The organism is Actinomycetota bacterium (assembly GCA_030682655.1).
Classification (GTDB): Bacteria; Actinomycetota; Coriobacteriia; order Anaerosomatales; family JAUXNU01; genus JAUXNU01.
The window spans coordinates 47,888-72,824 of sequence record JAUXNU010000187.1 but is presented as its reverse complement, the minus strand read 5'-3'; the positions used below and the strand labels follow the sequence as shown (position 1 = coordinate 72,824).

At 63.6% G+C, this 24,937-nt stretch carries 21 protein-coding genes; 14 read left to right on the top strand and 7 right to left on the bottom strand.

The genetic code is table 11. The annotated features are described in order from the left end of the window. Positions 1-145: 145 nt before the first annotated feature. Both dnaA and Q8K99_12575 read right to left on the bottom strand, forming a co-directional pair. Positions 146-1,567 (bottom strand): chromosomal replication initiator protein DnaA, encoded by a 1,422-nt coding sequence (gene dnaA / locus Q8K99_12580; protein MDP2183390.1) that lies wholly within the window; start codon positions 1,565-1,567, stop codon positions 146-148. A gap of 11 nt (positions 1,568-1,578) precedes the next feature. Then, a complete protein-coding gene (locus Q8K99_12575; protein MDP2183389.1) occupies positions 1,579-2,382 on the bottom strand; it encodes an ATP-binding protein in 804 nt (267 codons plus the stop codon). 740 nt (positions 2,383-3,122) lie between these two features. Between Q8K99_12575 and rpmH the strand changes: the two genes are divergently transcribed. From rpmH to Q8K99_12520, 11 genes are all read left to right on the top strand, one after another. Next, the gene (rpmH, locus tag Q8K99_12570; GenBank protein MDP2183388.1) at positions 3,123-3,257 is read left to right on the top strand and encodes a 50S ribosomal protein L34; all 135 of its coding nucleotides are present in this window, start codon (positions 3,123-3,125) and stop codon (positions 3,255-3,257) included. Positions 3,258-3,281: 24 nt separating this feature from the next. Next, positions 3,282-3,623 carry a ribonuclease P protein component gene (gene rnpA / locus Q8K99_12565; protein MDP2183387.1) on the top strand — a complete coding sequence of 114 codons (342 nt, stop codon included), beginning with the start codon at positions 3,282-3,284 and terminating at the stop codon, positions 3,621-3,623. Further along, positions 3,620-3,829 (top strand): membrane protein insertion efficiency factor YidD, encoded by a 210-nt coding sequence (gene yidD / locus Q8K99_12560; protein MDP2183386.1) that lies wholly within the window; start codon positions 3,620-3,622, stop codon positions 3,827-3,829. Before rnpA ends, yidD begins: the two co-directional genes overlap by 4 nt. Positions 3,830-3,878: 49 nt before the next feature. Continuing rightward, positions 3,879-4,622 carry a YidC/Oxa1 family membrane protein insertase gene (locus Q8K99_12555; protein MDP2183385.1) on the top strand — a complete coding sequence of 248 codons (744 nt, stop codon included), beginning with the start codon at positions 3,879-3,881 and terminating at the stop codon, positions 4,620-4,622. Continuing rightward, positions 4,619-5,371, top strand: coding sequence for an RNA-binding cell elongation regulator Jag/EloR (gene jag / locus Q8K99_12550; GenBank protein MDP2183384.1), 753 nt, complete (start codon positions 4,619-4,621; stop codon positions 5,369-5,371). Before Q8K99_12555 ends, jag begins: the two co-directional genes overlap by 4 nt. A 627-nt stretch (positions 5,372-5,998) precedes the next feature. Further along, positions 5,999-6,784 (top strand): 16S rRNA (guanine(527)-N(7))-methyltransferase RsmG, encoded by a 786-nt coding sequence (gene rsmG / locus Q8K99_12545; protein ID MDP2183383.1) that lies wholly within the window; start codon positions 5,999-6,001, stop codon positions 6,782-6,784. A gap of 71 nt (positions 6,785-6,855) precedes the next feature. Beyond that, positions 6,856-7,653 carry an AAA family ATPase gene (locus tag Q8K99_12540; protein ID MDP2183382.1) on the top strand — a complete coding sequence of 266 codons (798 nt, stop codon included), beginning with the start codon at positions 6,856-6,858 and terminating at the stop codon, positions 7,651-7,653. Next, entirely contained in the window at positions 7,646-8,518 is an 873-nt protein-coding gene (locus Q8K99_12535; protein ID MDP2183381.1) for a ParB/RepB/Spo0J family partition protein, read from the top strand. The genes Q8K99_12540 and Q8K99_12535 overlap by 8 nt, the downstream gene beginning before the upstream one ends. Further along, the gene (locus tag Q8K99_12530; protein ID MDP2183380.1) at positions 8,518-8,817 is read left to right on the top strand and encodes a YtxH domain-containing protein; all 300 of its coding nucleotides are present in this window, start codon (positions 8,518-8,520) and stop codon (positions 8,815-8,817) included. The genes Q8K99_12535 and Q8K99_12530 overlap by 1 nt, the downstream gene beginning before the upstream one ends. A gap of 45 nt (positions 8,818-8,862) precedes the next feature. Then, complete coding sequence (locus Q8K99_12525) at positions 8,863-11,679, top strand: PD-(D/E)XK nuclease family protein (protein ID MDP2183379.1); 2,817 nt, start codon at positions 8,863-8,865, stop codon at positions 11,677-11,679. Continuing rightward, positions 11,676-15,101: a UvrD-helicase domain-containing protein gene (locus Q8K99_12520; GenBank protein MDP2183378.1), complete on the top strand. Its 3,426-nt coding sequence runs from the start codon at positions 11,676-11,678 to the stop codon at positions 15,099-15,101. Before Q8K99_12525 ends, Q8K99_12520 begins: the two co-directional genes overlap by 4 nt. Here Q8K99_12520 and rlmN read toward each other — a convergent pair. Together rlmN and Q8K99_12510 are read right to left on the bottom strand one after the other, a co-directional pair. Then, positions 15,079-16,134 (bottom strand): 23S rRNA (adenine(2503)-C(2))-methyltransferase RlmN, encoded by a 1,056-nt coding sequence (gene rlmN, locus Q8K99_12515; GenBank protein MDP2183377.1) that lies wholly within the window; start codon positions 16,132-16,134, stop codon positions 15,079-15,081. The genes Q8K99_12520 and rlmN overlap by 23 nt on opposite strands. Before the next feature lies 1 nt (position 16,135). After that, on the bottom strand, positions 16,136-16,642 hold the full coding sequence (locus Q8K99_12510; GenBank protein MDP2183376.1) for a ferritin family protein: 507 nt from the start codon (positions 16,640-16,642) through the stop codon (positions 16,136-16,138). A gap of 159 nt (positions 16,643-16,801) precedes the next feature. Between Q8K99_12510 and Q8K99_12505 the strand changes: the two genes are divergently transcribed. Further along, positions 16,802-18,157, top strand: a complete 1,356-nt coding sequence (locus Q8K99_12505; GenBank protein MDP2183375.1) for a multiheme c-type cytochrome — start codon at positions 16,802-16,804, stop codon at positions 18,155-18,157. Between the two features lie 63 nt (positions 18,158-18,220). Here Q8K99_12505 and Q8K99_12500 read toward each other — a convergent pair whose 3' ends face one another. Next, a complete protein-coding gene (locus tag Q8K99_12500; protein ID MDP2183374.1) occupies positions 18,221-19,579 on the bottom strand; it encodes a trypsin-like peptidase domain-containing protein in 1,359 nt (452 codons plus the stop codon). Positions 19,580-19,799: 220 nt separating this feature from the next. Between Q8K99_12500 and Q8K99_12495 the strand changes: the two genes are divergently transcribed. Continuing rightward, positions 19,800-20,282: a hypothetical protein gene (locus Q8K99_12495; GenBank protein MDP2183373.1), complete on the top strand. Its 483-nt coding sequence runs from the start codon at positions 19,800-19,802 to the stop codon at positions 20,280-20,282. Positions 20,283-20,298: 16 nt separating this feature from the next. Continuing rightward, on the top strand, positions 20,299-21,243 hold the full coding sequence (locus Q8K99_12490) for a D-alanine--D-alanine ligase (protein MDP2183372.1): 945 nt from the start codon (positions 20,299-20,301) through the stop codon (positions 21,241-21,243). Between the two features lie 19 nt (positions 21,244-21,262). On the opposite strand, the gene Q8K99_12485 is transcribed toward Q8K99_12490, so the two are convergent. Both Q8K99_12485 and Q8K99_12480 read right to left on the bottom strand, forming a co-directional pair. Beyond that, complete coding sequence (locus Q8K99_12485; protein ID MDP2183371.1) at positions 21,263-21,952, bottom strand: HAMP domain-containing sensor histidine kinase; 690 nt, start codon at positions 21,950-21,952, stop codon at positions 21,263-21,265. A gap of 96 nt (positions 21,953-22,048) precedes the next feature. Beyond that, positions 22,049-24,727, bottom strand: a complete 2,679-nt coding sequence (locus tag Q8K99_12480) for a cation-translocating P-type ATPase (GenBank protein MDP2183370.1) — start codon at positions 24,725-24,727, stop codon at positions 22,049-22,051. Between the last annotated feature and the right edge of the window lie 210 nt (positions 24,728-24,937).

The following is a 24,937-nucleotide window of genomic DNA, read 5'->3' as shown; positions in this document are numbered from 1 at the left end:
GCGGGAGTATCTACTGTGCAAGACTTGTTGAAACGGTGCTCCCAAGCGTCCACACATCCCACAGCCTCAGTATCCTATCAACAGGGAACAACCCTTTTCCCCACCTTCTCCCGAATAACTCCACGCTCTCCTCCACAGGTCTCTCTCAGCTCTTCTGGCGGATCTGGTTCGTAAGAGCCTGTATCTGGTTATAGACATCTCTCTCTGCGTTCATGAGTTTCGTGATCTTCGCCGTTGCGTGCATGACGGTGGTGTGGTCTCTTCCTCCGAATTCAGATCCGATACGCGGAAGAGACATATCCGTCAACTCACGAGATAGGTACATCGCTATCTGCCGAGGATAGACAATTGCCTGGGACCTCTTGTTTCCAACCAACTCCGCGTGGCTGAGAGAGTAGAACTTGCAGGCCTCCTTCTGAATGGAGGAAATCGAAATCGGGCGCATCGACCGCTCAGGAAAGATATCCTTCAATACATTCTGCGCCAGCTCGAGGGAAACAGCGTGTCGCGTGAGAGAACTGAACGCAACAACACGGATCAGCGCCCCTTCGAGTTCTCTGATGTTCGAAGACACGCGATCGGCGACGAAAGAGAGGACGGCGTAGGGAACATCAAGGTGCTCCGCCTCGACCTTCCTCTTGAGAATCGCAATCCTTGTCTCCAGGTCGGGTGGCTGGATGTCGGTTATCAGACCCATCTCGAAACGACTTCTAAGACGCTCCTCGAGCGTCGCAATATCCTTCGGGGGCCTATCGGATGACAAGATGACCTGCTTACCGGCCTGCTGCAGTGTGTTGAAGGTGTGAAAGAACTCCTCCTGGGTTCCCTCTTTGCCCTTCAGGAACTGGATGTCGTCTACCAGGAGAACATCATTGGTGCGATATTGCCGCCTGAAGCCATCGATGCGCTTCTTGTCCCGGTCGCCGATCGAGTTGATGAAATCGTTCGTGAACTGCTCAGTTGAGACGTACTTCACCTTCAAGTGCGGGAAGCTCTGCTGTACATATCTCCCGATCGCTTGAAGAAGATGAGTCTTCCCGAGCCCCACACCCCCGTATACAAAGAGGGGGTTATAGGCGCGACCAGGCGCCTCGGCTACAGCGAGCGAGGCAGCGTGAGCGAAGCGATTCGAGGCTCCAATCACAAAGGAGTCGAAGGAGTACTTGGGGTTGAAGGTGGAGTAGTCGGCCGATGAATGAGAAGGCATACGCTCGCGAGTATCTATATGAGAGGAAGGCGCCTCAAGGGAAACCTCAGCCGCGGGTTCTACAACCAGCGGCGCAGAAGAAGCCTCCGCGTCAATCGTGAACTCGAGCTCGAGAGGAGATCCAGTGACCTGAAGCAAGGCGGAACGCAAGAGTCCTGCGTACCGAGACTCGAGCCAGTCGCGAGCGAAGTCATTCTGGACGGCCACCACAAGCCGCCCGCTGTCGACGACAACCGGAGAGGTGTGCTCGAACCATGTCTTGAAGGTGGGAGTGTTGAGCTCCTCTTTGACAACCCCAAGAACACGGTCCCATATCTCACCGGCAGCACCCACCACGTTTTCAGCTTCCTGCAGCACCATGAACCATCCATTCACCCAAACAGAGCATCGAGGAATTCAGAACCAAACAAAGTAAGACACCGTTTTCCACCCTCGTCCGAGGAAATCAACCCGCGCTCCTCAAGAAAGGCCAGGTCGCGATATGCAGTGGAAAGGCCGACCCCGAGTTCCTTGGAAACGAGTGTCGGGCCGACATCCCCGATCTCCATCACAAGAGAGAGCACCCGCTTCTGACGTGTGGTCAACCGAGGAAAGTCAGAGGGAAGGGATCCTGCAAGAACGGGCCCATTCTGAGTAGCGGCACCTGTGCCCGGAGTGGGCTTCTCCGACACGGCCCGCAGGGTGATCACAGTCCCCGAGCCAAGGTTGTCTTCGATGTCCAATGCCCCACCATTCAAAGAGAGGAACTCGTTGACGATAGGCAGTCCGGAACCGACGCCCCTGATGTATCGGCGCATGTCGTTGGTAGCCGTGGAGAAGCCCGGCCGCAAGGCCGTCGCCTTGTCGACTATCCCCGGACCGTGGTCAGAGAAGGTTACAACGCGCCCACCCTCCATTATCGAAACCACGGTGTCTTGAAAGTCAGCATGTATGTAGTTCTCCACGATTTCCCGGATGACCGTGTACGGTATCGGACCGCCCGCGTCCCGGGCAAGCGCGTAGGCCGAGCCGGACAGAGCCCCGATGAGATCCGAAGCGTCAGCAGCGGAGACATCGTGGATCTGCGGCGCGGCAGCGAGTGAATCATAGACTGCCACACACGCGGTGAAAGCAAGCGGTCCTTCAAGATCGCGCGCGGGAGAGGGGGCCGCCCGCTCCTCGTTCGGCGCAATCATGAAGGGGGGACTCTGTGAGTAGAAAGATTTCATGCACCCCTCGGGTTTCCACTAGCTCGCGTCACACCAACACCCTTTTCAACACACACCCGCAATCGCCGCCCCGGCATCCCCCCAGGAAGAGACCGTATCTACTCACCACCGCACTGCACCCCTGTCTGTAGAATGAAACCTAACTACCAGGCGGATTTCGTCTTTATCCACAACCCTTTCCACAACTGTGGAAAAGTGAGGCTCAACCGGCCATGAAGACCGAAGAGGACCCCAGGACAGCGACATCCCGGATCAAAAAAGGCTTTCCAAGCCACTCTTTGCGACGGAAGAACTCCCGCTCCCTGTGGAAACGACCATGTCGCACCGAAGCCTGCTCGAAAGGAGCGCATGTGGGCGTATGCTGATGAACAGCACGCCGGATGCGGTGAGACAAATAGGGCCCTGAGCTGGCGTTTTCAAGGTTGCGGAAGGCGCACGCACGGTCTATAGAACAGAGCCGATGCTAACAAACACCACGGCGCTCAACAACGACACTATGCACGTTATCCACAGGTTCAACAAACGCCAGTCCTGGGTTTTCCACACTATCCACAGATTGGGCTCCAATTCTCGATGGGACAGTGGATCTCCCTCGGAAGCAAGGAAAGGCCCGCTGGCGAGGCCTGTTCGTTGACAGCCCGTTCAAGGCGCGGATATAATCATCGGGCTTTGCGCCCGAACACAGGGCGCTCCGAACGGAGGATCCAGTGAAGAGAACCTATCAGCCGAATAGGCGGAAGCGCAGCAAGGGGCACGGCTTCCGCAAGCGGATGTCAACGAGCGGCGGTCGGGCCGTTCTGGCAAGCCGCCGGCGCAAGGGCCGCGCGGTTCTTAGCGCGTAACCGCGGTTGCCCGTGGAGGGCACTGTGCTATCCACGATCAAGTCCTCGCGCGAGATCGACAGAGTGTTCAGCGAGGCCAAACGAACCACACACCCTCTCGTCGCCGTACTCGTGGCGAGAACCCCAGATGGACGCGGCCCGGCGGGCCGCGTCGCGTTTATCGCCGGGAAGAAGACCGGAGGGGCGGTCGCCCGCAACAGGGCCAAACGCGTGCTCCGGGGTGCCGTCAAAGCAGCCGGAGTGAAGTGGCCCGGTTGGGACGTCGTAGTGTTGGCGAACCAGAGAACCGGCGCAGCGGGATCATCGAGTGTGGGGGCCGCACTTGCCTGCATCCTGGACCAGACGCCGGCTGGAGATGTGCGATGAGGTGGGTTCTGGTCCTGATTGTCCGCGGGTACCAGAAGGTGCTCTCCCCCATCTTCCCCCCTTCGTGCCGGTTCACACCCACATGCTCCACATATGCGATAACATCGTTGGAGCGCTACGGTGTACTCAAGGGGGGGTGGCTTTCCCTCAAGCGGGTCTTCCGATGCCACCCGTGGAATCCAGGGGGGCACGACCCGGTACCATGACTGAAACCCGTCGGGCTGCACCCGGCGGTGAAGGCCGCATCAATGCGGCATGACCAAGGAGGTTCCCTGCCCCGTGTGGAACGCTGTGAAGGACATGATTTTCGCCGCGCTGCAGTCTCTGCATGATGTCACAGGAGACTATGGCTTCTCCATCATCCTGCTTACCATACTGATGCGCGTAGCACTCACACCGCTCACTCTCAAGCAGACTCGATCGATGTATGAGATGCAGAGGATTCAGCCCAAGATCAAGGAGCTTCAGAAGAAGCACAAGGGTGACAAGGAGAAACTGCAGGAGGAGACACTGAAGTTCTACCAAGACAACAAAGTGAACCCATTTGGCGGCTGTCTCCCCCTGATTCTCCAGATGCCCATATTCATAGCTCTCTTCCAGGTATTAGGAGGTACGGCGGAGAAGCCCGGGAGGCTTCTCGCACATCTTGCGGCCCTACCCGGGGCGGAACAGGCAGCAGCGAAGGCCTTCTGGATAATTCTGCCAGACATCACCCTGACTCCAGGTGGTATGTACGCAGCAGAGGGTATTGTTGCTGCACTTCCCTACCTTGCTCTGGTCGTCCTCTTCGGTCTGAGCATCTGGTTGCCTCAACAGCTTATGCCCGGCGAGAACCAGCAGAAGCAGGTTGGTCTCATGATGGCCTTCATGATGCTGTACTTCGGCTGGGTGAGCCCGGCAGGCGTGCTGCTCTACTGGGTGACTTCAAGCATCCTCGGTCTGATTCAGCAGCAACTCCAGATCCGCTTCTACTCTCGAAGTGAGGGAGCAAAGGAATGAAGAGGGAAACAATCGGGGAAGGTCCCACCACACCAGAGGCTCTGGACGCGGCCCTGGAGGAGCTCGGTGTCCAGCAGGATGCGGTCGAGTATGAGGTGTTGGAGGAGGGCGGCCGCAGGCTCTTCGGGATGGGGACCGGCAAGACCGCGAGGGTCCGGGTGTGGCTGAAGGGCGCGTTTGTCGCCGAACTGGATCAGGCGAAGCAGGAGCCTCGCGAGACAGTGGATGCTGAGGAGCCGGACGTGCCCTCAGGTCGCGACGAGGCTGGCCCAGTTGAGAAGTTGTCGGACGAAGATCTGGACAAGGTTGCCGACAAAGCGGCGAATAGCATCCAGGAGATCCTCAAGAGCTTCGACATCGAGGCCTCCGTTGAAGAGTACGAGGGTGACGAAGGAGAGATCATTCTTGACATCGTTGGAGACGATCTTGGGGTGCTTATCGGCCGTCACGGCAAGACGCTTGACGCGTTCCAGACACTTGTGGCCGCGGCGACCAACCGCGCCCTGGGCTTCCGGCATCCGGTCGTGGTCGACGTCGAGGGCTACCGCCACCGCAGGCGAGCCAAACTGGAGGAGATCGGGAAACGCGCCTCAGACAAAGCCGCACGTACGGGACAAGCGGTGAAGCTCCGACCAATGAGCAGCTATGAGCGTCGCGTGATACACGTCTTCCTCCGCGACGATCAGCGAGTTGTTACAGCGAGCGAGGGCGACGAGCCATTTCGCCAGGTTGTTGTCAACCCGAAGTAGAAGAGCGGAATCATAGAGTATCCACGGGGGGCGCAGCGGCGCCCCTCTTCTACTTTCTCGGGGCATCCTGTGTGAGGCGACGTCAGAGCTGGTACCGAACGGGGCTCCGGGGAGGCACAACGGGTGAGCAGAGCGACCTGCTCGTGGCGGGCGGCCCAGCACAGTGTCATCAGTGGCAGCCTCCGACACGTAGCGAAGGGGGCAGGCTGATCCCGATGGACCACCTCACAGCAGAGGATTGGAGCGCCGCTCGCAGTCTGTGAAGGAGCGCAAGAGCGCCCCGTTCCCAGAAGAATGAGCGATGCATTGCCGGTGGGGTGCTTCGGGGCAGGGCCAGGGTTGTTGGCCGAGATAGTGCGAAGGCGCCGGCGCAACGACATCGTAGTGACGCACAACATCGGGAAGACCGACAGGAACCCCCGAGACAAGGCTTCTTGGCGGAGTTCCCGCGCACGGTGTTCGCGGATCGCGTGTTTCACGTGAAACATCCCAGTCGCTGCGGCAGCGCAACGCCATTCCCGCTTTGCGACTGCAGAAAGCGCCGGTCCGCTACGCGGGCCGATTTGCAGAAGGAGGCCGTACGAGTATGATTCAAGGGCGGATGCGACAGGGCTACGGATGTTTCACGTGAAACATCCGATGCGGGGCCACGTGGGTAGCGCGGTTGAGGGGTTTCACGTGAAACATCCAAACAGGCTGTCAGGAGAATCGATCTCGGAGTTGAGGAAGGTGCTCGACGAGATTGACGTTGTGGTCTCCGGGGAGATACTCGAGAAGCTGGCAAGCCACCTCTTCGCAGTGGTGGCTGCCAACGACCGGGTTCGCTTGACGGCCGTAACCGTCCCGACTGAGGGGTTCCGGCTTCACATCGCAGACTCGCTGACCGTCTTGCCGGAACTCTCGACTACCCGTGGGGCGTGCGTGGACTTGGGAAGCGGCGGAGGTTTCCCGGGCATACCACTATCGCTGGTGACCGGGAGGGGGTTTCTCCTTCTGGAGTCGGTACGGAAGAAAGCGGAGTTCCTGGCACGTGTAGTCTCGGAACTCAAAGCCGTTGGGCAGATAGAAGTGGCTGCACTGCGGGCCGAGGAGCTGGCCCAGGCCCGCCCGGGCGAATTCGGTGCGGTCACCGTTCGAGCCGTGGCAGAGCTGTCCGCCTTGGTGGAGCTGGCCGCGCCGCTCCTGTGCGAGGAAGGCGTGCTGATCAGCATGAAGGGCGCGCCCTCGTCGTTCGAGATAGAGCGGGGAGATCGGGTTGCGGCGCTTGTGGGCATGCGACGGAAGAGTGTGAGAGAGCTGGAGCTACCTGGCAAGAGGGAGAGCCGTTCGATCGTAGTCTACGAGAAGAGCGGCGAGGCGCTCCGCGATCTACCGAGGCGTCCCGGAATGGCCCAGAAGAAGCCCTTGGTCTGAGCTTCCCCTCGCTGCACGGTTGACCTATAATCGGCTCTGTCGGTTGCCGGCTGAAGCAGAGAGGAAGAGGCGTGACTGACGCCCATGGAGTCACCGGGCTCCCAAGTCGGGCCCGCGTCTTCGCTGTCGTGAACCAGAAGGGCGGGGTGGGGAAGAGTACCACCGCGGTCAACCTTGCGGCTGCGCTCGGCGAGCTCGGCAAGAAGGTGCTGTTGGTCGACCTGGATCCGCAAGGAAACGCCACCTCCGGGTTCGGGTTGAACAAGAACCAGCGCGAACTGTGTGTCTACGATGCGCTTCTTGGAGATACGGACCTGGCAGAGATAGTCGAGTCGGCCGGAATCGAACATGTGTTCGTAGTTCCCTCGACCATCCAGCTCGCCGGAGCCGAGATCGAACTGGTCTCTGCCATGAGCCGCGAGACGAAGCTAAAGAGCATCCTCCAGCCGGTCCTTGGCGATTTCGAATACGTCTTCATCGACTGTCCTCCCTCGCTGGGGCTTCTGACAGTCAACGCCTTGAGTGCGGCAGAAGGTCTGATCATCCCGATCCAGTGCGAGTACTACGCGCTGGAAGGACTTTCCAAATTGCTCGACAGCGTGCGCCTCGTGAAGCGACACTTGAATGAAGGACTGGAAGTCTTCGGTGTTGTCATGACGATGTACGACTCCCGGACGCGGCTGTCCCAGCAGGTCGTCGAGGAGGTCAGGGACTTCTTCGAGGAGAAGGTCTTCAGCACCCTCGTTCCTCGCACGGTCCGGTTGTCTGAGGCGCCGAGTTTCGGACTGCCGATAACAATGTACGACACGAACGGAAAGGGCGCAGACGCGTACCGGAGCCTAGCGAAGGAAGTGGTGGCCCGTGTCTAAGCGCGGACTCGGCCGAGGACTGTCCGCCCTCATCCCGAGTGGCGGCCAGGAGACGACGAGCGAACAGCTCGAGATAGCCATCGATCAGATAGCCCCCAATCCCAAGCAACCTCGCACCGACATGGTCGAGGAGGGCATCGCGGAGCTGGCGGACTCGATCCGCAAGGTTGGGCTCTTGCAGCCGATCATCGTTAGGGCGCACGGCGAGGGCTACCAGATCATCGCAGGTGAGAGACGGTGGCGGGCAGCCAGGGCGGCGGGACTGGACCGAGTTCCAGTGCGCCTGATGACCGCCGACGAAACCACGTCGCTTGAACTTGCGCTTATCGAGAATCTGCAGCGCCAGGACCTCAACGCGATCGAAGAGGCGCGAGGCTACCGGCGCCTGTTGACCGAGTATCAGATGACCCAGGCGGAGCTTGCCGACAAGGTCTCCAAGTCCCGTTCCGCGGTCACGAATGCGCTGCGCTTGCTCGATCTCCCCGAGGAAGTGCAGGAGATGGTGTACGCAGGCGCCCTGTCCGCGGGGCATGCGCGCGCGATTCTCTCGGTTCCCGATGAGGCGCAGAGGGTCAAGCTAGCCAACAAGACCAAGAACGAAGGCCTCTCGGTGCGCGATGTGGAAACGCTGGCACGGTTGTTTGCGGCTGGCCACGCGGACAGCGCTCCTCGGCCAGCAACGCCGAAGTCGTTCAAGATCGTCGCCCGGAAACTGCGCCGTGTCCTTGGAACGAACGTCAGGGTGCGGCAGACTCCGAAGAAGGGCAAGATCGAGATTGATTTCCACGGAGAAGAGGACCTAGAGCGCATTTTCCGGGTGCTCACCGAGGGAGAAGTGAGCGACGTGCCCGAGGAGGATGTCTGATGAGCAAGCGGCTGGAGTACTTCTTGATAGGCTGCATGACCGGACTTGCACTCGGGGTGGTGGCCGGCCTCCTGTTTGCGCCGGCAAGCGGTGCACGCACCCGGCGGCGACTGGCTGACGAAGCCATGCGAGCCGCCGAACTCGCAAGAGCGGTCGCGGAGCGGGCAGAGCAGGCCGCGGAGGCGATCGGGGGACGTGTAGACCACTACCTCGGCAGGGAAGAAGAAGTAGCCTGGCGCCGCGTCGCCGAACTCAGGGAAGGCGTCTCGCGCTACACGCGCTCCCAGACCGCCGAGTGATGTCAGTCCGGTATGCCACGCTGGTTCCCTGAGAGGGGAGACCAGATGCTGCTGACGCTGATTACCGGCCGGGCGAACGCCGGCAAGACGGGCGAGATCCATTCGCGGGTGGTCGCCTCGCTAGAGGCGGGGGAATCGCCCGTTCTGCTTCTGCCCACGCGTCCCGACGTGCGCCGTGCGACGGCAGAGCTGTCCTCGCGTGCTCCGGTCGGGCTGCGCATCACGACGCTTGACGCGTGGGCGCAGGAGCTTTGGCGTCTGCACGGAGACGGCAGGCGCATCGTTGGCCGGGCGGGTCGGGAAGCACTGGTGGAACGCGCGGTCATGGCCTGTGCCGACGCGGTCGGTCCGTCAACAAAAGCACCAGGATTCGCCAGGCTCATCGCGTCGCTCGTTGCCTCCGGGGGTGCTGCGGATGATACGGGGCCAGCGGTTGCAGTGTGCGGCACACCGGGGGTTCGCAAGATCGTCGCGAGATACCGGGACCTCGTCGGCGAACTCGGTCTCGTGGAGTTCGTGCAGACGCTAGCCCTTCTGTCTGCCAAGGAGATCCCCGGACTCGGTGCCGTCGGCGTCAACAGATTCGCAGATCTCTCGGAGGCACATGCCGGGTTCCTCTTGGGGCTGGCGAACCATACAGAAGTGGCGCTGGCGTTGACGTGGGAAGAAGGGTTCGCTGCCACCCTAGCTCTCGACGGCCTTGTGTCGCGGCTTGTAGGGGCGGGAGCGGTTCACCTGCACCTGGACGTGGGCGAAGGGACTCGCGAGCTCGACCTGTTCGAGGCAAGACTGTACGTCGGTGGTCCGGTGCCTCACGGAGCGGATGGCGAGGTCGTCTTTGGCGAGGCCACTGGTGGGATGGGGGAGTGTGCGCTCGTTGCCGAGGTTGTGGCGGGGGAGATCGCCGGGGGAGTCGAGCCCGGGCGCATCGTCGTGGCGTTTCCGGACGTGGCGGGCAGGCATGTGGCAATCGAGGCCGCGCTACAAACGGAGGGCGTGCCGTACGAGATGGACTTCGTTCAACCGCTGGCCGAGACTCCGTTCGGGCGTTCGGTGTGCTCGCTGATCGACCTGGCAACCGGAGCGGGAGGCCGGGAGGAGGCAATGGCCTTCCTGCTGGGTCCATATAGTGACGCCGATCCCCACGAAACTGCTCGACTTGATGTGGAGTGGAGACGACGATGCGTGACCGCCGGACCCGGGCTCTGCAAGTCGATCGAGGAGATGGGAGGCCGCACGGCAGCCAGTGTAGCCGCTGCGCGAAGTGCCGCCCAGCAGCAGGTCGCGCCACCCAGCGTTGAGAAGTGGCAGAAATTGGCATTTGCGCTCTTCGCGAGTGCGCGAGATGGAGCACGTGAGGGCGCAGACGCGACAATCGACGCGGCAGCAGTGCGCCAGTTCGTGGGAGTCGTCGAGGAGATGGCGTCCATGGAGGGCAACCCGTTTGGTGCCCGAGACCTGCGGCGGGCGCTGGGTGCTGTGTATGTGTCGATTGTCTCGACTGAGAGTCCAGGCCACGTGCAGGTGACCGAGGCGCGCCGGATTCGGTCGCGACGATTCGACACAGTCGTCCTCGGCGGCTTGACCGCGCTAGAGTCGCCCGTTGATACCCGGGACTCCATTGCGGAGGAGCTGCGGAGAGCCTACGGGGGATCATCCGTACAGCGAGGAGCGCTCGAGCGGCTACTGTTCTACGCGACCACTACGCGAGCCCGACGCCGACTTGTGTTGGTGAGGCAGATGGCCGACGATGCGGGCACCCCACTTCGCGCGAGTGTTCTTTGGGACGAGGCCATGGATCTCTACCGCGCCGAGGACGCCGCGGGGAAGGAGACTCTGCCGCCCGGGCTTGACGTCCGTAGGAAGAGTGCCGCCGACATTGCGGCGTACATCCCGGCATACACGCAAGGGCGCCGCGAGATCCGCGAGGCGGCCCGGCGCATTGGCTATGCGGGCCCCAGCCGGGGTGAGCTGACCGCACCCGAGTCTCTCGCAAGCATGGCCGGGAGGGGCCCGTTCAGCGTTACCGAGATAGAGGCCTACCTCCAATGCCCGTATCGCTGGTTCTACCAGCGCGTCGTGCGACCGCGCGAGATCGACACAAGCATCGACGTACGCGAGATCGGGACGCGGACCCACGACATTCTGGCGGAGTTCTATCGTCGACTCCACGGAGAGACGGGTGAGCCCCGGGTCACGCTCGAGTCCTTGGAGCGGGTACGCTGGCTGCTGGACGAGGTCGGCGAAGCAGTCGCGTCCAGCCGTCCAGCCCCCTCCGACCTTGCAGAGGAATTCGCCGTCAAGGCGGCCCTGTCTCGTGCATGGGGAATCGTCGAGGACGATGCCCACGTGCTCCCGGGATTCGTGCCTGTGGTGCAGGAATGGGGCTTTGGCCAGGAGAGCCGCGAGCCCTTCACGTTCGGCGGGGTTGAGCTTGCAGGAACCGTCGACCGCATCGACGCGTCTGACAACGCGCTCGTCGTGATGGACTACAAGTCGTCGCCGACAGTGCATGGGCACGATGATTTCGAGAAGCGCGGGCTCGTCCAGGCTGTCGTTTACGCGGTTGCAGCGACCCGGACCTTCGACAAGCCGATTGCGGCGTCCGTGTACCGCTCGCTCCGGTCGCATGCGATGAGGGGCCTGTGGGTGCCACAGCGGCTCACCAGAGGACTCGACCACGGCCACAAGGCCGACGCGCTGGAGCAGGGCGACGTGGAGCGGCTCATCCAAGGCGCCGAGGAGCGCGTTGCGCAAGCGGCTGCAGGTATCGGGGGCGGGCGCATCCCCCGCAAGCCGAAGACTGCGAACGCGTGCGGGTTCTGTCCGATCGCGGCCGGATGCGAGGGGGCCGGACGATGACAACGGCACCTCTCAACGATGAGCAGAACACGGCTGCCTTGACGTTGGACGGACCGGTGCTCGTAAGTGCCGGCGCCGGTTCGGGCAAGACTCGGATGCTGACGGAGCGCTTCATCAATGCGATCGTCCCGGGGGCGGTGGCCGGCTGGAGCGGCGTGTCACCTGATGAGGTGGTGGCGATCACGTTCACAGACAAGGCCGCTGGCGAGCTTGTCGAACGGGTGAGGGCCGCACTTCGGGCGCGCGGACTGCGCGCAGAGGCGCGCGAGCTCGATGGGGGCTGGATATCGACCATTCACGGGCTGTGCAGCCGAATACTCAAGCGCCACGCCCTGGAGGCTGGTCTCGACCCCCTGTTCGGGATAGTGGACACGGTGCAGGCAGGAGCGCTTCGGGTAGAGGCATTCGAAGGCGGCGCGCGCGACTTGCTCGAAGGCGATCCGGCCGCAGCTGTCCTGTTCGACATCTTCGGATTCGACCGCGTGTTCTCCTCGGTGCAGCAGACAGCACGCGAGCTTGCGACACGCGGTCTCGGCGCGGACGATCTTCTGCTCGAGCCGGCACCGAGCGCCGACGAGGTCGTTCGCGAGCTGCTCGAACTCATCGAGAGCGGTGCCGACGCGTGCAGTGAGTACGTCGGGAACGCCGCAGGGGTCATGGACTACCTCGCGCTTTGCACGCATCAGCGCGAAGCGTGCGCCGGCATCTGCAGTACGGTCCTCTCCGATGGCGAACGCCTCGAGGCGTGCATGAACCTGCTCGAGGAACACTCCCTGTTCAAATCCAACACGAAGGGGCTTTCCGACGCGCATGCCGAGCTCAAGGCTGCCCGCGAGCGTCTCGTAGGCCGCGTGGCCGCCGCGCTCGCCGCGCCCCACGCGGCCGTCCTGGGGAGACTCGTGGCAGGCTTCTCGGCGCGGTATGCACAGCTCAAGGCAGATGCCGGGATGCTCGACTTCGACGATCTGCAGACGAGGGCGGTGGAACTCCTTGAGCGGCGCGCCGATATCGCAGCCCGGTATGCCGAGCAGTTCAAGCTCGTGATGATCGATGAGTTTCAGGACACTGATGCCCTGCAGCTGCGACTCGTACGCGCACTCGGTCACGGGAACCTGTGCACCGTTGGCGACGAGAAGCAGTCGATCTACCGGTTCCGCGGCGCCGATGTCGACGTCTACCAACATCACGCCGAGGAGATGAGATCCCGAGATGCTCTGGTAGTCGAACTCGACACGAACTACCGCTCGCATCCGGACATCCTTGGCTTCGTGAACGACGTGTTCGGATCGGATGAGTACTTCGGAGACGACCTCATGCGACTCCGGGCGCCTGATGCGGCGCGGCCGCTGCACCCGCTCGATGGAAGGCCGAGGGTGGAAGCGACCTTCGTCGACTCTACGCGCAGCGACGGTGAGGGCGGCAGGAGACGCGAGGCCGAGGAGGTCGCCACCCGGCTCGGTGAGCTTGCAGCCGCGGGCATCGATCCCGGCGACATGGCGGTTCTTGTGCGCAGGTACCGCTATGCTCACGTCTACGCCGACGCGCTCTCGCAGGTCGGGCTCACAGCGGTCATCGTCGGCGGTTCGCGTTTCTTCGAGCTTGCAGAGGTTGCACTCATGCGAGCGCTCGTGCGGGTCGTCGCGAACCCCAATGACGACGAGGCTTTCGGCCGCGTGCTCGCATCGGACATCGGCGTTTCCGACGATGCGCTCGCGCTCCTCGGCAAGTCGCGCACGGCGGGCGGGCGCTTTTCGTTGTGGGCGGGACTGTCCAGACAAGTCGCAGACCTCGCGAATGCTGACGTGGCAGCGGCCTCGTGCCTCATTGCAGCGATAGACTCGGCGCGTCGGCGTGTCGGCGCTTTGCGGCTGGGTGAGGTTCTTGTGCGGCTCGTCGAGGAAACCGGGCTTGACGTGCTACTCCTGTCGCGCGGGAACACCGGACGCGATGCGTTGGCCAACGTCCTCAAGGTCATCAGGCAGGCCGACGCCTTCGAGGCGAACGGGCAAACCGGCCCTGCGGGTTTTGCAGCGTGGCTCGACGCCAAGGAGCGTTTCGGTGAGGCTGAGGCACCTGTGACGGTTGCTGACGACCACTCACGCGCGGTCCGCATCATGAGCGTTCATGCGTCGAAGGGACTTGAGTTCCCCGTGGTCGCCGTGGTCGATCTCGGAGCCAGTTGCAGTCATGGCGCCGAGATATCGAGGCTCGAGACGCATGACGACGGCCTGCGGCTTGCGGTGCGGGCACCGGGGGATCGTCTGAATCGCAGCGGCCTGAACTTCTCGCACACTACCTGGTTCCGGGAGATCGCCGAGTCGCACAAGGAGGCGGAGCGCGCCGAGGAGAATCGCGTCCTCTACGTGGCTTTCACCCGGGCGCGCGATGCCCTGCTGGTGAGCGGTTCGTACAAGCTGAGCCCCAAGAGCCCTCCTCGTGCCCTGAACGACCTGCTCAAACTCGCACGACTGCTCGAGGTCGGCGTGCCCGTTGCCGGCGAGTCCGACGAGGTGGTTGCGTTGGATAGCTCAGAATCGTGTCGCGTCCGCGTCCTCGATGCCGGGCAACCCGAGCTCGCGGAAGTCGCTTCCGCGGGAGGGTCACCCGCTGGTGGAGCACCGCCCAGATGCGGACAGCCTCTGCCGTCTACGAGATTGGTGGATGTGACACCCGGGCAGGTCTCGTATTCGCACCTCGACGGACTCAAGCGCTGTGGCCGGCGCTTCTACTACGAAAGCATCCTTGGCGTGCCCGCGGCCGAGGTGGTGTCCGAAGGAGCGTCGGATCCGCGCGGGTTCGGATCGGCGGTCCACTCGGTCTTGCAGCTCTCGGGGCCGGGTCTCCCCGACGCAGAGCGCATGCGCGCAATCGCCAGGCAGTTCGAGCTCGGAGAGTCCGAGTATGGATGTCTCGTGGATGCGGCGGGGTCCTTTGTGCGCTCGGCAACGGCCAGGGAGGCATGGAGCGGGGATGTCGTTCGTCGCGAGGCGCCGTTCTCGATTCGTCTGGCGGAAGACCGGTTCAGCCTGGGGGGCGTGATCGACCTCTACTCGAAGACCGCTGGGGAGGCCCTGATCGTCGACTACAAGACGGGGACGTCAGGCAACCCGGATGAGCTGCGGGAACGCTATCGCCTGCAGGCGGAGTGCTACGCGCTTGCTGCGATAGTGGACGGAGCGAGCCTGGTACACGTCGTGTTCTCGCGCCCGGAGGTTATCGCCTCCGATGCGTGCCCTCAGGAGATCCGTTTCGAGTTCGTGGCTGCGGAAGCAGGTCGAATAGAGAGTGAGATCGTGGTGCTGTACGATCGCATCGCGGCACACTCATACGAACCTCGTGATGCTTACGACCCTGGCGCGTGCCAGCGCTGCCCGGCGGGCATGAGTGGCCTGTGCGTAGTCAGTCCGCCGGGGTCTTGCTAGCTCGCTGACGCAGCTGACCACAGGCCGCATCGATATCCGCGCCCCGCTCGGCTCGGACCGACACGTCGACACCTGCCGCATCGAGCAGCCGGACAGCCTCGTGCGTGCGTTCGGACTCGCTGCGGGCAAGCCCGGTGCCGGAGACCGGGTTCGCCGGGATGAGGTTCACATGACACAGGAGTCCCCGACACCAAGAAGCCAGCGCAGCGAACTCCTCGGCCGTGTCATTGACCCCGTCGATGAGGGCGTATTCGAGCGAGAAGCGTCGCCCGCTGATGTCGGCGTAGTCGGCGAGTGTCTCGCGCAGCTCGGCGAGGGAAACACCCCGCATTCCGGGCATGAGCCTGTCGCGCGTGTTCTGGCGCGCGGAATGTAGCGATACCGCGAGAGTGAACTGCTCCGGCTCGCGGGCCAACCTGCCTATCCCGCCAAGGAGACCGCAGGTAGAGACCGTGATGTGTCGGGCTCCGATGCCAAACGCATCAGTGGAGTTGAGAAACCGGAGACCGCCCAGTACGGCGTCGTAGTTCGCGAAAGGTTCGCCCTGGCCCATCGCGACTGCGTTGGTGACCCGTCTGCCGAAGTCCTGCGAAACCACGCGCACCTGGTCCGCCATCTCGCCGGCGGAGAGGTTGCGTACAAGTCCTCCGAGACCGGTTGCGCAGAAGGCGCAGCCCATGGCGCATCCGGCCTGGGTCGAGAAGCAGACCGTGAGGCGGTCGCCTGCGGGCAGACCGACGGACTCCACCTCAGCGCCATCGGACAGGCGTACGAGGTACTTGCGAGTGTCGTCGATTGCCGAGACCTGGCGGGCGTCCACTTGCGCCCGCCGAAGCGGGTGAGTCGCGGCGAGGCGTTCACGAAGCGCGGCGGGCAGATCGGTCATCTCGTCGTAAGACCCCACGCCGCGCCCGTGGAGCCACCTGATGACCTGACCCGCGCGATATCGCGGTTCACCGATCCCGGCAAGCGCCTCGGCGATTCCCTTGGCGTCGAGGGAGAGGATGTCTGTCGAAGCGGTCGGTTCCGCCACGCTACTTGCCGAGGACTTCCGTGGCCTTGCGGTAGCCCTCGCGGTGCTCCTTCTCGAAGCGTCCTACCGCCCGGAAGTAGAAGGCGATCTCCGGAAAGCCCTCCTCCTCGGCGACCTCCGCGAACTTCGGGTACATCTCGGTACACTCGTAGTCCTCACCGGACGCCGCGATCGTGAGGTTCTCGGCAGTGGTGCCGAATCCGCTCATGTATGCGAGATGGCCGTGGGCGTGCGCGGTCTCCTCGGCAGCAGCGCGTTCGAAGGCGGCGCGCGCCTCGTGCGCACCCTCCAGTTCGGCGATGCGGGCGAACAGCGTGTACATCCGGTTGGCCTGCGATTCGCCGGCGAATGCGGCCTTGAGGTTGTCGAGCGTCTTCGTGCTCCTGAGGTCGCCAGGGCCCGCGTACGATTCGAACGCAGAGCGCGGTGCACCGCACACGGGGCAGTGCTCGGGCGCGGGGCCGACGTGGAAGTAGCCGCAGCCTTTGCATCGATAGGTCTCCACCATCAGAGAGCTCCTTTCCAGGCGATCGGGCAGGTACCATGGTTGCGAGTCTAATCATTCCCCGAAACCAATGCCGTCGGTCGCGAGGTAGTTGACCGCGCGGCCAAGGGGTACAAAGCGTACAAGACCTTCGAGCGCGTGCGCCAGCGAGAGGGGCATGGTTTGAGACGATTTCGCGGAGTCGCCACGGTGGTGGCGGTGTGTATGGTCGCCTTGGCGTTCGTGGCCTCAGCGGCTGCGCTACCCAAGGTGCCGGTGGACAAGTTCGAGCCCGTGGAGAACTGCGGGTGCCACGCGGCCTTCATGGAGACGTGGAATGAGTCGATGCACGCGAAGGCTCTCATCGACCCGCTCTACCGCTACAAGCTGGATGAGGCAAACAAGGCCACGGACGGCGCGATCGGTCCGTTCTGTGAGGCCTGCCACGGTGCGGTCGCGGTCATGGCCGGCTTGTCCGGCGCGCCCGACAAGATGCCGCCCCAGGCCCGCCAAGGAGTGACCTGCGATCTGTGCCACCAGGTCATCGGCACCTCCGAGCCACTCGGGAACACATCTCTAAAGGTCAAGCCCGACGGGCCCAAACGCGCGCAGTTCAGGGACGCGAAGTCTCCGTACCACAAGACGGTCTACTCTCAGTTCCACGAGACCGCGGAGTTCTGCGGGATGTGCCACAACGTCAACCACCCGGGCAACGGGATGCACCTTGAGGCAACCTACACCGAATGGAAGAACGGCCCCTACGCTGCGCAGGGCACGGTTTGCCAGGACTGCCACATGACGCCAGGACCAGGTGTCGTCAAACCGTATCCGGGAAGCGCGGCAGCGGGCGGGCCACAGCGCGACCACATCTACATCATGACTTTCGCGGGCGGCAACGTGGGGCTCGGCGATGCGGAGCGCGCCGAGGAGCGGCTCAAGGCGGCCGCAACGCTAGAGATGGAGCTGCCGGACATCTTCGCCCCCGGAACCGTGCAGCCGGGCAGGGTGACCATCACGAACTCTGGAGCAGGGCACTATCTCCCGACCGGTCTCACAGAGATCCGGCGCATGCTGCTTGAGGTCGTCGCGACGGACAGCAGTGGCGCGGAGAACGTCATCGGCACGCATGAGTTCGGCAGCGTCCTCAAGGACGAGAAGGGCAACGCTCCCGCCGAGCTGTGGGAGGCTGTCGCGTTCTCCTCGGACGACAGGATTCCGCCCAAGGAGTCAGTCACGGACACATTCGATGTTCTGATGCCCGAGGACGGGAGCGTCACCGTGACAGCCCGTCTGACGTACCGGTCCGCTCCCGAGGAGATGGCGGAAGCGGCGGGAGTCGAGATCCCGACAACGCTGATGGCTTCGACAGCGATGACCGCGTACGGATCGGAGAAATCACGCAAGCAGGCGGCCTCGGAGAGCGACGGAACCAAGGGGGGCGGTACGGTGCCACTCTGGGTGGTTGCAGTGGGGCTGATTGCCTTCGTGTCCGTCGTCGTGCTAGCGGTGCTTCGCTTCAGCAAGGGTTCGGCAGGGTAGCGCTCCGGAAGAACCGAGGGCTCCGCCCGGGGCACGCTGTACGTTTGCCCGTGCAGGGTACGGCTACTCGGCTTCCTCAGCAGGTGTCTCGATGTTGGCCGGCTTCGTTCCGACTGTCATCGTGAGTTCGGCTCGCTCGCCCTTTCGGTACAAGCCGATCACTACTCGATCGCCGACTTCGTGACGCCGAACTTCGAGGATGAGGTCGTTCATCGAGCGGATCTTGGCGCTGTCGAGCGACACGATCACATCGCCCTTCTTCACCCCGGCCTTTTCCGCTTCGGTGCCCTTTGTCACGTCGACAACGAACGCGCCCTCGGCCACAGGCAGCTTCTCTTCCTTGGCAAGCACGGAATCCACGTCCTGGCCAAGCACGCCAAGGAAGGGATGATCGACAGTTCCGGATAGAATGAGCTGGTCAGCGACGCGAACCGCAGTCTCGACGGGAATGGCGAAGCCGATGCCGGCGCTGGCTCCCGTGTCAGAGTAGATCGCCGAGTTGACGCCCACGAGGCGGCCAGCTCGGTCGACAAGAGCGCCGCCGGAGTTGCCGGGGTTTATCGCCGCGTCGGTCTGAATGACGTCGATCAGCGGGTAGATCCCTGCCGGCGCATCGACCGAGTCGGTCAACGCCCGGCCAAGGGCGGAGACGACTCCGGAGCTGACAGACTGTGAGAGGCCGTACGGCGAACCGATCGCGACGACCAGCTGCCCCACCGAGAGCTCGTGGGAGTTCCCGATGTCGATGAGCGGGAGTTTGGCGGAGACCGACACCACGGCGATATCTGTTTCAGTGTCGAACCCGACCAACTCGCCGTCGTAGTACTCGCGACCGGAATCCGTCACGGAGATATCCTCGCCGTTCTCGACAACGTGCGCGTTGGTGATGATGTAGGTCCCTCCGTCCTCGGTGCGCTTGTAGGCGACACCGGAGCCGTTCGAGACCGCGGGAACGCCGGGATGTCCTCCAGGCAGTCCCGAGTCCGGTGAGGCGGCCGTTGCCGTCACCCCGGCTACGTCGATGTTGACCACGGTGGGCAACGCGGCCGCGGCTGCGGCAATGACAGGCTCGTCGGTTTCGGCGGGGATGACCTGTACGGTGGAGGGGGTCTTCTGGTCGCTGTGTGTAGCCAGCCATGCGCCCCCGAGTCCGGCAGCGCCTCCGACGACCGATGCGACGATCAAAGCGGTGAAGAGCGAAATGCCGATCACGGCTCCCGTCGACGGCGATTGCCGGGGTTCCTTGGCGTCAGCGGGCGGGGGCTCCTGAGGCGGCGCCCATGCGGTCTCGGCCAGTGGCAGAGGCACCGGTGCCGGAGCGACCTCGAGGGCGGGCTCCGCGGGGGGCCACGCTTGATTCTCAGGAGCTGATGGGATGACGGGCTCCCCGGACGGTTCGGGCGTTGTCGGTTCATCTTGCATCGCGGTCACCTCGTGCTCGCGGGAGGCGGTCTCTTCTTCGAGAAACCATGGTACGCCTTCGGACAGAACCCGTGGTCAATCACGCGCAGAATGCATAGAAGCACCACAGTGCGTGCGAGGCTCACACAAGGCCGATTCAAGGGGCTTTCCGGTACGCGAGCGTGTTGAGGCAGGGCACCCGCTCGCGTAGACTGCCAGTGGACGACCGGGAGGGGAACACATGGACGAGCTTGTCGAAGAACCCGGCGCAGAAGTCGCCGAGATTGCGCCCGAGGACGCAGCGAACAGCGACATCGCCGAGGAGCCTGCGCCCGAGCCTGCGGTGGCCGAGGAACTCGTCTCGGAGACCCGTCCGCGCATTCCCTGGTGGCCTTTCCTGGTGTACGGGGTGCTCTGGATCGGACTTGTCGCATACGCCGGTACTCAGATCTCCACCGCGGAAGGTGCGGTCCCGGCTGTCGAACAGATCGTCTACCCCTATGTCGTGCTCGCGGGACTCGTGCTCATGCTCCTGGGCCCGCTCGCCAGCATCATCGTGTGGCTTGCTGTCTGGCTGCGTGCGGGCGTGGGAAGGCGAGGCGGCTTGTTCACCACGGCACTCGTCCGGGGGTCGATCTCCACGCTGTTGGGAGTTGTCGCGTGGTGGGGCGCTCTGTACGTTCTGGACGCGCTCAGACTCGGGCTCATCGGACCATTCGGCTGAGGTGGAGGACCAACTCATGACCAAGGCACCCCAGACCGGTCGTCCGGTGGTTGCCGTGCTGATGGGCGGGCGGTCTGCGGAGCGCGAGGTCTCACTCAACACGGGAGCCCAGGTTGCCCGCGCGTTGCAGGAGACCGGGCACGTTATCCTCGAGATAGACGCGGGCGACCCGGACTTCATCGACTCACTGCGCAGCTCGGGCGCCGGCGTCGTCTTCATCTGTCTGCACGGTCGTCTTGGCGAGGACGGCACGGTGCAAGGCCTGCTGGAACTCCTTGGTATGCCGTACGTGGGATCCGGCGTGTTGGCGAGTGCACTTGCGATGGACAAGGTGATGTCCAAGCATGTCTACGCATACTCCGGAATTCCGACGCCACCGTATGTCGTGCTCCGGCGCGGGCGGCCCTACGACGAGGCGGCGATCACCGCCGACCTTGGCACGAAGACGGTCGTGAAGCCCGCCAATGAGGGGTCGGCGATCGGCGTCACGATCGCCCACACACCCGGGGAGCTGCCGGCAGCCATCGGAGAGGCGTTCGTGCACGACGACGTTGTACTCGTTGAGGAGTTCATCGCGGGTGTCGAGGTGACAGTGGGCGTCCTTGGCAATGACGACCCGTTTGCACTGCCCACGCTGGAGATCGTGCCCGAGCACGAGTTCTACGACTATGAATCCAAGTACGTGCCCGGCATGAGCAACCACATCATCCCGGCTCGAGTCTCCCGGGAGCTGCGCGATGAATGCCAGCGTATCTCGCTGGAGGCGCACGAGGTGCTTGGATGCCGGGGGATGTCGCGATCCGACACGATCGTGACCGAGGACGGAACGGTTCATCTACTCGAGACCAACACTATCCCCGGCATGACTGCGACAAGTCTTCTGCCGGATGCCGCGCGGGCAGCCGGTATCGAGTTCCCCGAACTGTGCAGGATGCTCGTCGACTTCGCGCTCGAAACGTAGGGGCCGCTGCCAGTTCGCGCTAGTACGCGACCGGCATTCTCACGACGAAGCGAGCGCCGGCGAGTTCCACGGGATCCTCGAGCGCGACGGTGCCTCCGTGCGCCTCGATGATCGTGCGTGCCACCGGGAGTCCCAACCCGAGGCCGGCGGGCATGCTGCGCCCGGCCGTGACCCGCTCGAATAGGCCGAAGATGCGCTCGCGGTCCTCGGGCGACACACCAGGCCCATCGTCTTCGACGGACAGAACGGCCTCCTTCGCGTCGCAGGTGATCATGACGGCGACCATGCCATCGGACGGCGTGTGCTTCATGGCGTTGCTGACCAGGTTGAAGATGGCCTGGCGCAGTCGCCCCAGCTCGCCGAGGACCGAGCAATTCTCGCCCGTGACGGAGATGCTGTAGTCACCGAGGGGGCGGAGTTCCTCGGCGATGTCTTCGGCGAGGAAGCGGAGCGGCACGAACTCCGTCTGGTAGGGCGAGAAGAGATCGCGCCCGGCCATCGTGGCCAGCAGGTCATCGAGCATCGTGTCGAGTCGCTCAGTGGCGCGCTGAGCAGACGCGATGGCCCTGAGCCGGTCGGCGTCTCCCATGGGGCGACGCAGAAGGTCGAGGTAGCCGCGCACGACGGTCAGAGGGGCTCGCAGTTCGTGTACCACGAGGGCCTGGGACTCCGCGAACTCACGGTCGGTGCGTGATGTGTCGTCGTGCATAGGCAAGTCCGTTTCGGTGCGTCTTGGGGCAGCCGGGCGGCGGACACAGGGATTATAGCCCAGCGGCGCCGTGGCCGCTTGCCGGCCACTCCGCCGCTACACGCCTGCTACCAACGTCACGTCACGGCGACGCTTCCAGGCCTTCTCGATTTCGACTGCGAAGAACACAACGCTGGATATGCCAAGCGCGATCAGCAGTTCCGCAAGCGTGAGCGCCTCGGTCTTGAAGACCGGGCGAAGAAACGGTACGTAGATCGTCGCCATCTGAAGGGCGAAGGTGAGCAGGACCGCGCCCAGCAACGGCTTGTTGGACAGCAGCCCCTGCTGGAACAAGGATTCACGGTCTGACCGAATGGCCATGGCATGTCCCATCTGGCTGAGGCAGAGCACGGTGAAGACCATGGTCTGCCAGTGCATGTCGCCGGTCGAGATGGCGAACGCCTGCGTGAACAGCGATGCGCCGCCCATCAGCAGGCCCACCCAGACAAGGTGGATTCCGAGCCCGTCGGCGAAGATGCTCTCCCTGGGCGCACGGGGAGCTCGTTGCATGATGTTCTTCTCGTGCGGCTCGGACGCGAGTGCGAGGCCGGGAAGGCCATCCGTCACAAGGTTGATCCACAGAATGTGAATGGGCAGCAAAGGCACAGGCAGACCCACCAGGGGCGCGAGCAGGATTGCCCAGATCTCCCCGGAGTTGGAGGTCATCGTGTACTTGATGAACTTGCGGATGTTGTCGAAGATGCGCCGACCTTCTCGGACGGAGTCCACGATGGACGAGAAGTTGTCATCCAGCAGCACCATGTCCGCGGCTTCCTTGGCCACGTCAGTGCCCGTGATGCCCATCGCCACGCCGATGTCGGCCCGTGCGAGTGCGGGCGCGTCGTTGACGCCGTCGCCCGTCATAGCCACGTACTCGCCGCGGTCCTGGAGCGCGCGCACGATCTTGAGCTTCTGCTCGGGGGCGACGCGCGCGTAGACGCGGACATCTTCGACGCGCTGCTCGAAGTGGTGAAGGTCGAGCTCTTCGAGCTCGGCGCCGGTCATCATCTGCTCGGGGTCGTCGGCGATTCCGAGACGCTTTGCGATGGCGAGTGCGGTGGATGGGTGGTCTCCAGTAATCATAACCGGTACGATGCCGGCTGCCTTGCAGATTTCGACCGCCTCGGCGGCCTCCGCTCTTGGGGGATCCACCAGACCGGTGTAGCCGATGACGACGAGGTCGCTCTCCAGGGTGGCGAAGTCCCCGTCCGCGGGCAGCGAGTCCATCTTGCGCATACCGAAGCCGAGGACACGCAAGCCCTGGGCGGACCACTCGTCAACGAGCTGGCTGGCCGCCACACGGTCCACAGCGGACTCCACGCCTTCGGCGCCAAGGGCGCTGACAGAGCGCTCGAGGATCGCCTCGGCGGCACCCTTCGTGAAGCTCACGTATCCGCCGCCGGGCAACGCATGCACCGTGGTCATGAGCTTGCGGTTGGAGTCGAAGGGTATCTCCGCCGAGCGCGGGAAGCTCTGGTCGAGCGCCACGGGGTCGAAGCCGGACGCGGCTGCGATGCGGTAGAAGGCGATCTCGGTGGGGTCGCCGATGAGCGCGCCGTCATCGCCGACAACATCGTTGGAGAGAGCGAGAGCCCTGCCGAGCCAGTCCCAGCCTTCGGCGCCGCTCCCAAGCGTGCCGGGCGTGGCGTCTCCTGCCGCGACATGCTCGACCGTCATCTCGTTTAGAGTGAGGGTGCCGGTCTTGTCGGTGCAGATGTAGGTGACCGAGCCGAGCGTTTCCACTGCCGGAAGCTTGCGGACGAGCGTGTGGGTCTTGACGAGCTTGCGCGCCCCGAGCGCGAGGGTGATTGTAGCGACCGCAGGCAGCGCTTCGGGAACCGCGGCGACCGCGAGGCTGACGGCGGTCAGGAACATCACGAGGGGATCTTCCCCGCGAAGGATTCCCACGCCGAACACGATGGTGCAGAGCCCTATCGCGGCAAGTCCGAGGCCCTTGCCGAACTGTGCGAGTCGGTTCTGCAGCGGCGTCTTGACGTCGCCGGCCGTGCCGAGGAGGTGGGCAATCCTACCGAGTTCGGTCGACAGTCCGACCGCGATGACGACGCCTGCGCCCCGGCCATGCACGATTTGCGTCCCCTTGTACGCCATGCTCGTGCGATCGCCGAGAGGAACCTCGGCTTCCGCGACCGAATCGACGGACTTCTCCACAGGGAGCGACTCGCCGGTGAGCGCGGCTTCGGCAGCACGAAGACCTGCGGACTCGATGATCCGGATATCTGCGGGAACGACACGCCCTGCATCAAGCAGCACCACGTCGCCAACCGTGAGCTGCGACGCGGGGATCTCGAAGACCCGACCGCCGCGGCGCACGGTAGCGGTCTCACCGGCCATCTCCCGCAACGCCTCCATCGCACGCTCGGCGCGGTACTCCTGAACCACGCCGATGACTGCGTTCAGGGCCACGATGACCAGAATCGCGATTGTGTCGGCGGTCTCACCGAGCATGCCCGAGATCACTGCGGCACCGAGAAGCAGCAGGATGAGGAAGTCCTTGAACTGGTCGAGAATCATCCCCGGGAGGGTGCGAACCTCACCTTCCGGGAGGGTGTTTGGGCCCAGTTCCGCAAGTCGGCCCGCCGCCTCGTCGTCGGTCAGTCCATCGGGCGCGCTGTCGAGATGAGACAGCGTGTCGCTAACGGCGACAGTGTGTGCCTTCTCGACGACAAACTGCGGGGGAACCGATTCGGGCGCAAGCGGGGTGGAGTTCGGGGACATGCTGCCTCCTGTGCATCGTTGTCAGGGCGGAAAGGCTCCTGAAGGTCTCGCACACGAGGTGTCTCGATGGCAGGACCGGGGACATCGCGCTCCCGTGATGACGGCCTGCCTCCCAACGCGGCATTGCGTCGGGCTGCTACTCCCCTTCGGGCGGGATGATACCCGATAGCGGCTGCCCGGGCGAGAGAAACCGCGGACAGGAGTACGACG